General features: G+C 61.8%; 14 protein-coding genes. 5 read left to right on the top strand and 9 right to left on the bottom strand.

The genetic code is table 11. From position 1 onward, the window contains the following. Window positions 1–23: 23 nt before the first annotated feature. The 5 genes from groL to FW789_RS18395 all read right to left on the bottom strand — a co-directional run bounded on the left by groL (window position 24) and on the right by FW789_RS18395 (window position 4,641). Window positions 24–1,667 (bottom strand): chaperonin GroEL, encoded by a 1,644-nt coding sequence (groL, locus tag FW789_RS18415; protein WP_103438462.1) that lies wholly within the window; start codon window positions 1,665–1,667, stop codon window positions 24–26. Between the two features lie 49 nt (window positions 1,668–1,716). Then, window positions 1,717–2,010: a co-chaperone GroES gene (locus FW789_RS18410; protein ID WP_053280666.1), complete on the bottom strand. Its 294-nt coding sequence runs from the start codon at window positions 2,008–2,010 to the stop codon at window positions 1,717–1,719. Window positions 2,011–2,273: 263 nt separating this feature from the next. Next, window positions 2,274–2,735 carry an FxsA family protein gene (locus FW789_RS18405; protein ID WP_101321969.1) on the bottom strand — a complete coding sequence of 154 codons (462 nt, stop codon included), beginning with the start codon at window positions 2,733–2,735 and terminating at the stop codon, window positions 2,274–2,276. Window positions 2,736–2,800: 65 nt separating this feature from the next. Further along, the gene (locus FW789_RS18400) at window positions 2,801–3,544 is read right to left on the bottom strand and encodes a HugZ family pyridoxamine 5'-phosphate oxidase (RefSeq protein WP_446431840.1); all 744 of its coding nucleotides are present in this window, start codon (window positions 3,542–3,544) and stop codon (window positions 2,801–2,803) included. A gap of 89 nt (window positions 3,545–3,633) precedes the next feature. Further along, window positions 3,634–4,641 (bottom strand): DUF481 domain-containing protein, encoded by a 1,008-nt coding sequence (locus tag FW789_RS18395; RefSeq protein ID WP_103438464.1) that lies wholly within the window; start codon window positions 4,639–4,641, stop codon window positions 3,634–3,636. Between the two features lie 153 nt (window positions 4,642–4,794). Here FW789_RS18395 and FW789_RS18390 point away from each other — a divergent pair, with 153 nt between their 5' ends. Then, entirely contained in the window at window positions 4,795–5,148 is a 354-nt protein-coding gene (locus FW789_RS18390) for an MGMT family protein (RefSeq protein ID WP_446431839.1), read from the top strand. 43 nt (window positions 5,149–5,191) lie between these two features. After that, window positions 5,192–6,739 carry an AmpG family muropeptide MFS transporter gene (locus tag FW789_RS18385; RefSeq protein WP_103438465.1) on the top strand — a complete coding sequence of 516 codons (1,548 nt, stop codon included), beginning with the start codon at window positions 5,192–5,194 and terminating at the stop codon, window positions 6,737–6,739. Between the two features lie 47 nt (window positions 6,740–6,786). On the opposite strand, the gene FW789_RS18380 is transcribed toward FW789_RS18385, so the two are convergent. The 3 genes from FW789_RS18380 to FW789_RS18370 all read right to left on the bottom strand — a co-directional run bounded on the left by FW789_RS18380 (window position 6,787) and on the right by FW789_RS18370 (window position 9,652). Continuing rightward, window positions 6,787–8,031, bottom strand: coding sequence for an MFS transporter (locus FW789_RS18380; protein WP_411564332.1), 1,245 nt, complete (start codon window positions 8,029–8,031; stop codon window positions 6,787–6,789). Between the two features lie 183 nt (window positions 8,032–8,214). After that, window positions 8,215–9,057: a mechanosensitive ion channel family protein gene (locus FW789_RS18375; RefSeq protein WP_103438467.1), complete on the bottom strand. Its 843-nt coding sequence runs from the start codon at window positions 9,055–9,057 to the stop codon at window positions 8,215–8,217. Between the two features lie 109 nt (window positions 9,058–9,166). Next, on the bottom strand, window positions 9,167–9,652 hold the full coding sequence (locus FW789_RS18370) for a YajQ family cyclic di-GMP-binding protein (RefSeq protein WP_101321976.1): 486 nt from the start codon (window positions 9,650–9,652) through the stop codon (window positions 9,167–9,169). A gap of 103 nt (window positions 9,653–9,755) precedes the next feature. Here FW789_RS18370 and FW789_RS18365 point away from each other — a divergent pair, with 103 nt between their 5' ends. The 3 genes from FW789_RS18365 to FW789_RS18355 are packed head-to-tail and all read left to right on the top strand — an operon-like array spanning window position 9,756 to window position 13,311. Beyond that, window positions 9,756–10,673: a putative 2-dehydropantoate 2-reductase gene (locus FW789_RS18365; protein ID WP_103438468.1), complete on the top strand. Its 918-nt coding sequence runs from the start codon at window positions 9,756–9,758 to the stop codon at window positions 10,671–10,673. Window positions 10,674–10,712: 39 nt separating this feature from the next. Next, on the top strand, window positions 10,713–12,743 hold the full coding sequence (locus tag FW789_RS18360; protein ID WP_446431838.1) for a sensor histidine kinase: 2,031 nt from the start codon (window positions 10,713–10,715) through the stop codon (window positions 12,741–12,743). A gap of 1 nt (window position 12,744) precedes the next feature. Then, window positions 12,745–13,311 (top strand): cob(I)yrinic acid a,c-diamide adenosyltransferase, encoded by a 567-nt coding sequence (locus tag FW789_RS18355; RefSeq protein WP_446431837.1) that lies wholly within the window; start codon window positions 12,745–12,747, stop codon window positions 13,309–13,311. 51 nt (window positions 13,312–13,362) lie between these two features. On the opposite strand, the gene FW789_RS18350 is transcribed toward FW789_RS18355, so the two are convergent. Beyond that, window positions 13,363–14,307: a Nudix family hydrolase gene (locus FW789_RS18350; RefSeq protein ID WP_103438470.1), complete on the bottom strand. Its 945-nt coding sequence runs from the start codon at window positions 14,305–14,307 to the stop codon at window positions 13,363–13,365. Window positions 14,308–14,345 lie beyond the last annotated feature (38 nt).

The following is a 14,345-nucleotide window of genomic DNA, read 5'->3' as shown; positions in this document are numbered from 1 at the left end:
GTACAGCAGGCGCTAAGGCAGGCTTACATCATGCCGCCCATGCCACCCATGCCGCCCATGTCTGGCATACCACCGCCAGCTGGCTTGTCTTCCGGAGCATCAGCAATCATCGCTTCGGTAGTGATCATCAGACCACCGATCGAAGCAGCGGCTTGCAATGCCGAACGGGTGACTTTGGCTGGGTCGAGGATACCCATTTCGATCATGTCGCCGTATTCACCGGAAGCGGCGTTGTAGCCGTAGTTGCCCGAACCCTGCTTGACCTTGTCGGCCACGACGCTTGGCTCGTCACCGGCGTTGGCAACGATCTGACGCAGTGGCGATTCAACCGCACGGCGCAGCAGAGCGATACCGACGTTCTGGTCTTCGTTGTCGCCTTTGAGGTCGATGATAGCGCTCAGAGCACGGACCAGAGCAACACCACCGCCAGGTACCACGCCTTCTTCAACGGCTGCACGGGTAGCGTGCAGGGCGTCTTCAACGCGGGCTTTCTTCTCTTTCATTTCAACTTCGGTGCCAGCACCGACCTTGATCACGGCAACACCGCCAGCCAGCTTGGCCAGACGCTCTTGCAGTTTTTCACGATCGTAGTCGGACGAAGTCTCTTCGATTTGAGCGCGGATTTGCTTAACGCGAGCCTGGATGTCGTCTTCAACACCAGCGCCATCGATGATGGTGGTGTTTTCTTTCGACAGGATGACGCGCTTGGCGTTACCCAGGTTTTCCAGGGTAGCCGATTCCAGCGACAGGCCGATCTCTTCGGAGATGACGGTACCGCCAGTCAGGACAGCGATGTCCTGCAGCATGGCTTTGCGGCGGTCGCCGAAGCCTGGTGCCTTGACCGCTGCAACCTTGACGATGCCGCGCATGTTGTTGACTACCAGGGTAGCCAGGGCTTCGCCTTCAACGTCTTCAGCAACGATCAGCAGTGGACGGCCGGCCTTGGCAACGGCTTCCAGAACTGGCAGCAGCTCACGGATGTTGGAGATCTTCTTGTCGACCAGCAGCAGCAGTGGGCCGTCGAGCTCGGCGACCATGGTGTCCGGCTTGTTGACGAAGTACGGCGACAGGTAGCCACGGTCGAACTGCATGCCTTCGACAACCGACAGTTCGTTTTCCAGGCCCGAGCCTTCTTCAACGGTGATGACGCCTTCTTTACCGACCTTTTCCATGGCTTCGGCGATGATTTCACCGATGGAGCTGTCGGAGTTGGCAGAGATGGTACCGACCTGAGCGATGGCCTTGGAATCGGAGCAAGGCTTGGACAGGTTCTTCAGTTCGGCAACGATGGCGATGGTGGCCTTGTCGATGCCGCGCTTCAGGTCCATCGGGTTCATGCCGGCAGCGACGGCTTTCAGGCCTTCGTTGACGATGGCTTGAGCCAGAACGGTCGCAGTGGTGGTGCCGTCACCGGCAGCGTCGTTGGCCTTGGAAGCAACTTCCTTGACCAGCTGAGCGCCCATGTTCTCGAAAGCGTCTTTCAGTTCGATTTCTTTGGCAACCGATACACCGTCTTTGGTGATGGTTGGCGCGCCGAAGCTCTTGGCCAGGACAACGTTACGGCCTTTCGGGCCGAGGGTGGCTTTGACAGCGTCAGCCAGAACGTTGACACCAACGAGCATTTTCTTGCGGGCGGAATCGCCGAATTTTACGTCTTTAGCAGCCATGATCGTTTAATCCTTGAAATACTTTGGAGTAACGGGAAGTCGGGAAAAATCAGCCTTCGACGACAGCGAGAATCTCGTTCTCAGCCATCACCAGCAGATCTTCGCCATCGACTTTCACGGTGTTGCTGCCCGAGTACGGGCCGAAGACCACTTTGTCACCCACTTTCACGGCCAGCGCGCGAACTTCGCCGTTGTCCAGGATGCGACCGGTACCGACGGCAACGATTTCACCGCGGTTTGGTTTTTCAGCGGCCGAACCTGGCAGAACGATACCGCCAGCGGTTTTCGATTCTTCTTCGCTGCGGCGGATTACGACGCGGTCATGCAGAGGACGAAGCTTCATTGTCGATCTCTCCCAATTAGTGGTTTTCATCGGCCGGTGTCGAGACCGGCGGGTTGATGCATTCCGGCGTTGCCGGTAGGGGCCCGCATTCGGCGAACCCCTTTGTCTTGTCTGGCGTTGCCACCAGAAACCTTGCGGTGACCACATAGATGAGGCCGAGCGAAACGATTACAAGGGCTTACCTGTGAAATTTTTTTCAACAGCTACCCGCGCAAATGCAAACGGCCCCGTACGGGGCCGCTTTGCACACAAACTGGACAAGGTTACTGATCGCGACGCTGGTACTCGCCTTCGATCACGTTTGGCCGGTGGCCACCCTCGGGCGGCCGTGCTGCGAATGGATCATCCTGGAATGCACGCTGCCGCATTGCCTGCGCCTCAGCCCGCTGACGCAACTTGCGCGCGGCAAAATGACGGGTGAACGGCATCAGGCAGATCAGGCCGAGCACGTCACTGATGAAGCCCGGAATCAGCAACAGCACGCCTGCCACTGCCAGCATCAGGCCCTGGAACATGTCTTCAGCGGGCAACTCGCCTCGCTGCAGACTCTCGCGGGCACGCAGTGCGGTGGCGATACCGGCCACCCGCATCACCAGCAAGCCCAACGCGGAGCCGCCGATGATCAGCAGCAACGCCGGAAAGAAACCGATCGCGGCGCTGACTTTGACGAACACGAACAGCTCGAGCACCGGAAACAGCAGCAACAACAATAAAAAAACACGCATCAAGGGTTCCTCGACGGAAGACAACCTTCCACTAGGACAACACATGGATGCGCAAGGTCGCTATTTCAACCCTGAGTTTCATCCACAGTCGGCCATTTGGCGGCGCGAGCCAGCAATACCAAGGCCTCGCGCACTTGTGTCGGCGTATTGCAAGTCTTCGGGAAGGGCAGCCAATAGATAGCCTGACCAATGCGCAGATGCAGCCCTTCGCCGTCGATACCTGCCAATTCAGCGACAGGCGTATCTGGCAGATCGCTCAGGGCGACATAGTGAGCGATGGCCGCTGCGTGGTCGCGGTTCATGTGTTCGACCATGCTGGCCTCGGCGGCGCCGGCAAACGGGTTGGCCATTGTCACCTGATCGAGCCAGTGAATCGCACCAAAACCGCCAATGTAGCGATGGCGTACCGGCTGCAGGCGCCAGAAGTCGAAGTCATGGGCCTTGTGGTAATTGGCGGCGTCCGGGAAGTAGCGGTAGTAGCGAGCCGCCGCCGCTTCGATGGCTCCGCCGTCGGTCAGCTTGTGCGCCTCGGCCATCACCGTCAGCCGGCCGACAGCCTGCACATCGAGCGCCTCGCGCTCGCCCACCAGCAACGAGCACTTGGGGTCTTTCTGCAGATTGTGGGTATGCTGGGCGATGCGGCTGATCAGGATCAGCGGCTGACCCTCGGCATCCAGGCAGTACGGCACAACCGAGCCGAACGGGAAGCCGGGCATCGACTTGGAATGAGTCGAGAGGACGCCGCGGTATTCCTTGAGCAGGAGTTCGCGGGCGGGACGAAGGGCGGTGTTGGTAACGACGTTACTCACAACAGATGCTCCTGGCGGCAGGCGGGTCAGCTGACAAGATAAGCATTTATCAGCCGTGACCGCCACGCCAGAAGTGCAACAGAGCGGTTTTACCAGGCGACGCCAAAGCCCGCTGTGTAGCGGGTCTTGTCCAGGTCACTGTTGCTGGTGCCCTGGATCATTTCCTTCTCGGCCTTGAGATTGAGCGAGGCCCACTCGGTGACCTTGTAGCGCAGGCCGACTTCGGCATCCAGCGAGTAATCGGCAACCCCACCCAGCGGTTTGCCCAGTTCACCATTGGTGAACAGTTGGACGTTCTTGCCGATCAGGTAGCGGGTGTAATCCCACTTCATGGCAGCCGAGTAGAAATTGTCCTTGCCGCCATCGCGGTACTGATAGTCGGTGCGGTTGAGCAGCGAGCCGAGCGAGAACGCCCCCAGCTCGTCGTCCCAGAACTGGTAGCCCGGGCCGGTACCGACCGTGCGCTGGCGGGCCAGGTCTTCAATATGATCACGCTTGTACTCGAGACGTCCCTGCCAAAACCACTTGTCGGTGATGAAGCGGTCAAGCGCGTATTCACCACTCCAGTTGTTGGTGGTGGTGACGTCGTCCTTGCTCTCGCGGTTGTATTCGCCCTGGGCGTTGTGCCGCCAGCGGCCATGACGCGCGGAGGTCTTGAAACCGACATCGTAATCGTCGGTGTCGTTTTCGGCGCGCTTGAAGTCCATGGCCAGGTCGACGTTACCTTTCCAGACCAGATCCTCGACTACTGGCCGCGGCTTCATGATCTGCTCAATGCTGGCCAGCTCGACGGTTTTCGGCGCCTCGCCATTGGCCAGGGTCACTTTGCCCGGCTCAGCTGCCTGCAGCGACTTGGCCCTTTCGCCGGTGTAGGCATCCTGTTTGACCAACAGCTCCTGATCGCTTTCGAGGGTCTGTACCTGTTTCCAGTCCAGCGCGATGGAGCCACCATAGGGCGTTTCCAGCAGCAGCTTGCCGCCATCGAAAACTTTGATCTTGCCACTGAGCTTGTCACCGTTCTTCATCCAGACGGTGTCGGCGAACGCTGGGGTACACAGGGAAGCGGCGAGAAGGCAGAGCAAGGTTCTAGAATACATAAGCTGACTACGGGCTCGGTTTGCGGAAAAAAGCCGGGCATTATCCAGATACGCGCGACCAGAGCAAGGACAGACCAAACCGATGCCAATGAGTTCAACTCTCATCTATAAGCCACTTCGCCGGCAATCTCGCCGATCGCCGGGCTACGCCTGATGTCTGGCGCTGCACGTCTTTCGGCAGAGGATGCCGAAGCCCGACGAACGGCACTCTATACCGCCCTCGGGCAAGTGCCCGAGGGTAAGGTCGTCAGTTATGGCCAATTGGCGGATTTGGCTGACCTTGGCCGGGCCGCACGCTGGGTCGGGCGGACGCTGGGCCAACTGCCGCAGGGCAGCCGCCTGCCCTGGCACCGGGTGATCGGCGCGAGTGGTCGATTGAGCCTGCAGCCGGGCACACCTTCAGGCGACGAACAACGCGCTCGGCTACGCGCCGAAGGCGTCAATGTAGCCAATAATCGTGTGGATATGTTGCGCCATGGCTGGCGCCCGATGGAGCACAGCGGTTAGAGTGCGCGCTTTGTTTTCGTAACCTTGAGGCAGATGTTGGCCCATGCCCCGTAAAACCTGGCGCGCTGCGCTCGCTGCCTATGCCAGCCCGTCAACTCTGGTGCTGTTGCTGCTGGGCTTCGCTGCCGGCCTGCCCTACATGCTGGTATTTTCAACCCTTTCAGTGTGGCTGCGCGAGGCCGGTGTGGCCCGCGAGACAATTGGCTATGCCAGCCTGATCGGCCTGGCCTATGCCTTCAAGTGGGTCTGGTCGCCACTGCTCGACCAGTGGCGCCTGCCGCTGCTCGGCGGGCTTGGCCGACGTCGCTCCTGGCTGCTGTTGTCGCAAGTACTGGTGGTCATCGGCTTGGTCGGCATGGGCCTGTGCGATCCGCAAAAACACCTGTCCTGGCTGATCGCCCTGGCGGTGCTGGTGGCCTTCGCCTCGGCAACGCAGGACATCGCCGTCGACGCCTACCGCCTGGAAATCGCCGATGACCAGCGCCAGGCTGCGCTTGCCGCCAGCTACATGGCCGGCTACCGGGTTGCCGCCCTGCTGGCTACTGCCGGCGCGCTGTTCTTCGCTGAATGGTTCGGCTCCACTGGCTTCAGCTATCTGCACCAGGCTTGGACCGGCACCTATGTGCTGTTCGGCGTGATCATGCTACCCGCCGTGTTCACCACGCTGATCATGCGCGAACCGCCAGTGCCGCTGCGCACGCAGCTGTCGGCTGCTCGCTATGGCTTGAGCCACCAGTTGGCGTCAGTGTTCGTCCTGATCATTCTGCTGGTGTCGGTGCCGGCCAGCTTCACCCAGTTGTACAACACCGACTGGGCCAGCGTGGTGCTTGGCGACTCTACCGTAGTGCAACTGGTGCTGGAGGACCGCGCCTTCATGCGCCTGGTCCTCTACGCGCTGTTGACCTGGGCCTGTCTGTCATCGCTCGGCCGCCGTGGCCTGGCGCCGGTGCTGACGCCGGTGAACGACTTCATCGCCCGCTATCGCTGGCAGGCGTTGCTGCTGCTCGGGCTGATCGCTACCTATCGCATGTCCGACACGGTGATGGGCGTGATGGCCAACGTGTTCTACATCGACATGGGCTTCACCAAGGACCAGATCGCCAGCGTCAGCAAGATCTTCGGCCTGATCATGACCCTGCTTGGCGCCGGCGCCGGCGGTTTGCTGATCGTGCGTTTCGGTATCATGCCGATCCTGTTCATCGGCGGCGTTGCCTCGGCCAGCACCAACATCCTGTTCCTGATGTTGGCCGACATGGGGCCGAACGTGGAGATGCTGGTGGTCACCATCTCGCTGGACAACTTCAGTTCCGGGATGGCCACTTCGGCGTTCGTTGCCTACCTGTCGAGCCTGACCAACCTGAAGTTCTCGGCCACCCAATACGCCCTGCTGAGCTCGATCATGCTGCTGTTGCCGCGGCTGATCGGGGGGTACTCAGGTGTAATCGTGGAGAAGTTTGGCTACCACGACTTCTTCCTGATTACCGCGCTGCTGGGCGTGCCTACGTTGATCCTGATCCTCCTGCAGTGGCGCCAGGAGGCACGGCGCGGCAAGCTGGAGCCGGTGCCCGGCCCTACCCCGGACCAGCCTTAGTCGAACGTTGCGCCGCTGTCGCCTGCACAGGCACAGCGGCGCCCGCTTCACTGCGCGACGGTCGCGCCAGCGTCCTTGCCACCCACCACAAACCACAGCGGCAGCAGCGCCAGCGCCCCGGCTATACCGGCGAGGACGGCGAAGTGCAGCAAGCTGGCGCCAGCACCAATCATCGCCAGCAGCGCGCCACCCAGACCCAATACGGCAATGGTGATCATGCCGAGCATGGCTGAAACCAGGCCCTTGCTCTGCTCGCTGGCGAACAAGGTCATGCGGTACAGCACGGCATTGGCCACGCCCAGCCCCAGCGCATACAGGGTCATACCCGCCACCACGCTGGTAACCGACGGCCACAGCCAGGTAGCCAGCATCATCAGGCCCAACCCCGCCAGATACGGCCAAAGTGCGCCGCGCACCAGCGCAGGCAATGGGTAGCGCTCAGCGATGCTGTTGATGATTAGATTGCCCGCGATCAAGCCACCGAACACCGGCAGTTGCCACAAGGCATAGGCCATCTTGCTCAGGCCCTCGTCGTGAATCAGCAGTACCGGCGACAGGCCGATCCAGCCGATCAGCGGCAAGCCGACCAGGCCCAGCGCAGCGCTGCCGGCGACGAAGCGACGATTGCTCAGCAACTGGCCATAACCAGACAACAGCGGCAGCAGGTGAATCGGCGTGAACGGCAGGCGGGTACCGTCGCGGCGCTCGACGCCGAGGGTTTCCGGCATGAAGCGATACAGCAGCCCGAGGGTCAGCAGAGCACCCACGGCAAAAGCCAAGAACAACCAGCGCCAGTCCAGCCACTGCAGCATCAGCGTGCCCACCAGCGGCCCAAGCAAGGGCGAAAGCAAGGCGATATTGGCCAGCAAGGCCATCATGCGTACGGCATCGGCCTCGCTGAAAGCCTCGTTCAATGCTGGGTAGCTGACGGTGACGACAAAGCCCAGGCCGATCCCCTGCAACAGCCGCAGCAGGTTGAACAGGCCGATGTCATGCACCCAGAAGGTCGCCATGCAGGCCACACCAAAGATCACGCAGCCAGCGAGCAGCAAGGGCCGCCGGCCATAGCGGTCGGCCAGCGGGCCGATCAGCCATTGCAGGACCACCCCACCCAGCAGGTACAGGTTCAGCGCGTGCGGGATAAATTCCGGACTGGCGTTCATCTCGGTGACCACATCCGGCATAGCCGGCATGACCGCATCGCTGGCCAGGTAGGTGAGCAGCTCGAACAAGGCCAGGGTCAGACCAAACAGCAAGGCACGGGCCGGGGTGATATACAGCAGTGGTTTCATGGCAGACATCAATGGATACGAAAGGGGTCAGGTTATATGCCAGAAATGGCACGCCCTGGCTGTGAACAAGTGTAAGGGTGCGCCAAACAAAACGCGGGCTTGCCCGCGAATGTCCAGCGCCAGCAACATCGTTGCGGCGGGTACATCCGCGGAACAAGCCCGCGCAGTTACAGCGAACGCGGTTTACTGCGCGGCAGTCTCCTGCACCACGCGGATCACCCGTTGCGGGAACGGGATATCGATCCCTTCTGCCTTGAGCCGGTCGCGCGTGTGCTCGTTGAGCATGAACATCACGTCCCAATAGTCGGCCGTTTTCGTCCACAGACGCAGAGACACAGTGATCGAGCTGTCGCCCAGGGTCGAGATCACCGCCTGCGGCGCCGGGTCGGGCAGCACGCGCGGGTCCTTGGCCAGCTCCAGCAGCACGTTGCGCGCCTTCTGCAGGTCAGCTTCGTAATCAACGCCCACATCGAACACCACCTTGCGCGTCGGCTGACGGTTGGTGTTGGTGATGATGCCATTGGACAAGCTGCCGTTGGGCATGATCACGGTCTTGTTGTCACCGGTGCGCAGCACCGTGTGGAAGATCTGGATGCTGTCGACAGTACCGCTGACGCCTTGCGCCTCGATCCAGTCGCCGATGCGGAACGGGCGGAACAGCAGGATCAGCACACCACCGGCGAAGTTGGCCAGGCTGCCCTGCAACGCCAGGCCAATGGCCAGGCCGGCAGCACCGATGGCCGCGACGAACGAGGTCGTCTCGATGCCGATCATCGAAGCGACGCTGACCAGCAGCAATATCTTCATGATGATATTGGCCAGGGTGCTGATGAAGCCCTGCAAGGCCAGGTCGGCATTGCGCAGCCCAACCAGCTTGCCCAGGCGGGCGCTGAGCTTGTTGGTAATCCACCAGCCAACCGCCAGGGTCAGCAGCGCCAGCAGCAGGCGGCTGCTGTATTGCATGATCAACGGCAGCCAGGTTTGCGATTGGCGAACCAGTTGATCGACCTCATTGGTCAAATCCATAACTTTCTCCTGATGCCAAACGGCATGTACACAGTGAAGCAGGCCGCAGACAGGCCGCGGCGAGGAGCCCCATGGACCTCAGTGTGGCAATGGGGTTCCTGCGGCCAGGTCAATCGCGGAAGTTGTTGAACTGCAGCGGCATGTCGAATTCCTTGGCGCGCAGTGCAGCGATCGCTTCTTGCAAGTCGTCACGCTTCTTGCCGGTGACGCGTACCTGTTCGCCCTGGATGGCGGCCTGGACCTTGAGCTTGGCGTCTTTGATGTGGGCGACGATCTTCTTCGCCAGCTCCTTGTCGATGCCTTCGCGGAAGGTCGCTTCCTGTTTCATTTCCTTGCCCGAGGCATAGGCGTCCTTGACCTCGAGGCACTTCACTTCGATCTTACGTTTGACCAATGCGCTGCGCAGGATCTCGACCATCGCCTCGAGCTGGAACTCGGCCTCGGCGGTCATCAGCACGGTCTGGTCCTTTTCCTTGAATTCGAAGCTACCCTTACCTTTGAGGTCGTAGCGGCGGTCCAGCTCCTTGATGGCGTTGTCGACTGCGTTCTGCACTTCGTGCTTGTCCAGTTCCGATACCACGTCGAACGAAGGCATGGTTGTTCTCCAATATGAAAGCGCCGCGCTCAGCGTGAAGATGGAGCGCGCAGGGTTTGATGGTTAAAATGCGGGACACATTATAACGGGTTGCGAAACGTAGATGAGCAGCACCTGGCATATTCTCGGCGCCGGCAGCCTGGGCAGCCTCTGGGCCTGCCGGCTGGCCCGTGCGGGCAAGGCGGTCCGTTTGATCCTGCGCGACCCGCAGCGTCTGGCGGCGTACCAGGCCGTCGGCGGCCTGAGCTTGATCGAGCAAGCGCACAGCAGCTTTTTTGCCATCCCCGCCGAAGCCGATGAAGCGCACGCGCCGATTCATCGCTTGTTGGTGGCCTGTAAAGCCTACGATGCCGCCCCTGCCCTGGCCAGGCTGGCCCCTCGTCTGGCTGCGGGCGCCGAGCTGATTCTGTTGCAGAACGGCCTTGGCAGCCAGGACGAGGTGGCCGATCAGGTGCCCCATGCGCGCTGTATCTTTGCCTCCAGTACCGAAGGCGCGTTTCGTCCGGCGGACTGGCAGGTGCAGTTTGCCGGGCATGGCTTCAACTGGTTGGGCGACCCGCTCAACCCCGCCCCGGCCGAGTGGTTCAGTGACCTCGAGGAGGCCGGCATCCCCGCCCAGTGGACGGTGGATATTCTCAGCCGGCTGTGGCGCAAGCTGGCCCTGAACTGCGCGATCAACCCGCTGACCGTACTGCACGACTGCCAGAACGGTGGCCTGCTCGAGCACTTGAGTGAGGTGGATGCGCTGTGCGCCGAGCTGGCGCAACTGCTGCACTGCTGCGGCCAGCCGCAAGCGGCCGAGGGCCTGAACGAAGAAGTACAGCGGGTGATTCTGGCGACTGCAGCCAATTATTCTTCCATGTATCAAGACGTGCGCCATGGCCGCCGCACCGAGCTGCATTACCTGCTCGGCTACGCCTGCCGCGCCGCCCACCGCCATGGCCTGGCCCTGGTGGAGCTGGAACACCTGCGCCAGCGATTGGTCGATAACCTGCAGGCACGCGGCCTGCCCAGTGACTGATCGCTGCCCTCTGACCCGAATACGGACACTGCCTTGCCCATGAAACTGTGCCAACGCCTGGACAACCTCCCGGTCGGGCAGAAACTGCTTGCGGCCCTGCTGGTACTGCTGATCACCATCCTGCTGGTGGCCAACCTGACCTTTATCAGCGCGGCCTACTGGATCACCCAGGAAAGCATGGCGCCACAGGCGCTGCAAACCATCGGCAGGCTGGTCGCCAACCCGCAGCTGTCGGCCCGCGCCGGTGATTCCAGCGATAACGCCAACGCCCTGCTCAAGGAACTCGACAGCTACACCCCACTGCGCGCCGCAGCGGTCTACGGCAGCGACGGGCGCATGCTCGCGCAACTGCAGCATGGCGAACCGCTGGCCCTGCCCAAGCGCTATCGCAACATCGACGGTTGGCGTCTGATGGAGTTTCGCAGCACTCAACTGATTCGCCTGCCGCGTCCGGGCAACCCGCCGGCGTTTCTCCTTCTGGTAGCCAGCAGCGAGCTGCCGACCGCGTTCTACACCGGCACGCTGACCGCCAGCCTGGCGATTCTGGTGTTCAGCATCCTGCTCTGGCTGGTGATCGCCCGGCAGATCAAACGGCTGATCACTCAGCCGATCAACCAGCTCGAAGAACTCAGCCGCCAGGTCACCCGCGAAGAGAGCTATGCCCTGCGCGCGCAACGTGGCAACGACGATGAGATCGGCAGCCTGGCCAACGCTTTCAATACCATGCTGTCGCGCATCGAAGCCCGCGAGCAGCAACTCAAACGTACCCGTGACGAATTCCAGACGGCCTACGACCAGGCCCAGGGCCTGGCCGAAGAAACCCGCCACACCAATCGCAAACTGGAGCTGGAAGTCCAGGTGCGCAGCAAGATCGAGAAAAAACTCACCGGCTTTCAGAATTACCTCAACAGCATCATCGACTCCATGCCCTCGGCGCTGATCGCACTGGACGAACAGCTGTACGTGACCCAATGGAACCAGGAAGCCACCGCGCTCTCCGGGACGCGTCTGGATGAGGCGCTGAACCAACCTATTTTCATCGCCTTCGAGCCGCTTAAGCCGTTTCTGCCGCAGCTCAAGGACACCGTCGAAAAACATCGGGTGGCGAAGATCGAGCGGGTCACCTGGCACAAGGACGACGACGCCCGCCACTACGCCCTGACCTTCTACCCACTGACCGGTGGTGGCGGCCGTGGCGTGGTGATCCGCATCGACGACATCACCCAGCGCATATCGCTGGAAGAAATGATGGTGCAGTCGGAAAAGATGCTCTCCGTGGGGGGCCTGGCCGCAGGCATGGCGCATGAGATCAACAACCCGCTCGGGGCGATCCTGCACAACGTGCAGAACATCCGTCGACGGCTGTCACCCGAGCTGCCACGCAATCAGGAGCAGGCAGAAGAACTGGGCATCGACCTGCCCCAGATCAGCCGTTATCTGGACAGCCGCGAAGTACCGCAGCTGCTCGACGGCATCCAGCAGGCCGGCGCCCGCGCGGCCAAGATCGTCACCCACATGCTCAGCTTCAGCCGTCTCAGCAATCGCCAGCTGGCCCCCTGCAGCCTGCCCGCGCTGATCGACCAGGCGGTGGAAATTGCCGGCAACGACTTCGATCTGGCAATTGGTTTCGACTTCAAGGGCCAGGCCATCGTCCGCCAGTTCGACCCGCAACTGGGGCCGGTGCCATGCACCGCCAACGAGCTTGAACAAGTACTGCTCAACCTGTTGAAGAACGCCGCCCAGGCGATCCACCTGCGCCCGCAACCGAGCGAGCCAGGCCGTATCATCCTGCGCACTCGGCTCAATCCGCCGTGGGCGGAAATTCAGGTCGAGGACAACGGCATCGGCATGCCCGAAGCGGTGCGCAAGCGTACCTTCGAGCCGTTCTTCACCACTAAGGAGATCGGCCAGGGCACAGGCCTGGGCCTATCGGTTTCGTATTTCATCATCACCAACAACCACAAGGGGCAGATGGAGGTGCAGTCCTCGCCCGGCCAGGGCACCTGCTTTACCCTGCGCCTGCCCCTCGGCTCGCCCGTGCCTGCTGCACCGGCCACTACGGAGACATGACATGGGCTTTCGCCTGTCGAAAATCTACACCCGCACCGGTGACAAAGGCGAAACCGGCCTTGGCGACGGCCGCCGCGTGCCCAAGGACCACCCTCGGATCGAGGCGATTGGCGAGGTCGACACCCTCAACAGCCAACTCGGTGTGCTGCTGGCAGGGCTGAGTGAGGCCGGGCTGAGCGAGTTGAGCGAGGTGCTCGCGCCTTGCCAGCACCGCTTGTTCGACCTTGGTGGCGAGCTGGCAATGCCTAGTTATCAGGCGCTGAACCAGGCTGAAGTCAAGCGCGTGGAAGCAGCCATCGACCTCTGGAACGACGAACTTGGGCCGCTGGAAAACTTCATCCTGCCCAGCGGCTCGGCCTTGATTGCACAAGCCCACGTGTGCCGCAGCCAGGCGCGCACCGCCGAGCGCCGCTGCCAGGCGCTGAATGCGCTGGAGCCGCTGGAAGGGGTTGGCCTGGCGTATATCAATCGGGTGTCGGATTTGCTGTTTGTTGCAGCGCGTATCATTGGCCGCCGTCAGGGCGTTGCAGAAGTGCTGTGGCAGGCGGCGAAAAAGCCTGAGGCTTGATCCTGCTATCCAGCTGAACGGGGGCGCAGGCACGCCCCGATTCATGCCAGCTTAAAGCTCAGGCCAGAACGCGCGGATACCCGCCACACCTTGGGCGCCTGCCTGCCAGGCACGCTCACGGTCGGCAGCGCTGACGCCGCCCAGCAAGAACACCGGGAAGCTGACGCTGTCGATCAACGCCGCGGCCTGCTCCCAACCCAATGGCAGTGCATCGGGGTGGGTCTGAGTCGCCTGGACTGGCGACAGAGTGACGAAGTCGACCCCCATCTGCGCCGCCAGGGCCAACTCTTCGGCATTGTGGCAAGACGCTGCCAACCAACGATGCTCCGGGAACGGCCGGCCCTTGGCGGCGTACTTGCGCAATTGCGCGGCGGTCAGGTGCCAGCCGGCCGAGGGGAAGTCGCCCAACCATTCCAACGGACCTTTGAGCATCAGTTGGGCTTTGCCCGCACACAGTCCAGCCGCATCTACCGCGACATCACGGTACTTGGGGTCGTACATGTCCGGCGCGCGCAGCTGAACCAGCTTGATACCGTTGGCCACAGCCTTCTGGATACCGCGCAACATCGGCGGCACTTCGAGGCCATCAGGGGTGATCAAGTACTGATCCGGCAAGCGTGCAGCGGCGACGATGGGCTTGTTTGCCGCAGGGAACTCGTACTGGTGCAGGTCACGCGGCGCGACCCATTCCAGCGGCTGACCTTCGGCGCCATGCGGCTCGCCGCTAAATGCATCGACCTCACGCACATCGAGCAGGATTTGCTTGTCCGGGTAGTCATGGCTGATCTTGATCAGCGGGCGTGATCCGCTGACCTCGATACCAAGCTCCTCGCGCAGCTCACGGGCCAGCGCTGCTTCGACGCTTTCACCGGCCTCGACCTTGCCCCCGGGAAACTCCCAAAGGCCGCCCTGATGCTGGCTATCGGCGCGACGGGCGATGAGGACCCGCCCGTCGCCACCGCGGATAACCGCCGCTACTACATGAATCCGCTGCACCTTGTACCCTCCGTTGCTGCGTCAGGCGCCCCGGCCAG

The sequence above is a fragment of the Pseudomonas sp. 1121_17 genome (assembly GCF_052850745.1).
This window is presented reverse-complemented; position numbering and strand designations above follow the sequence as displayed.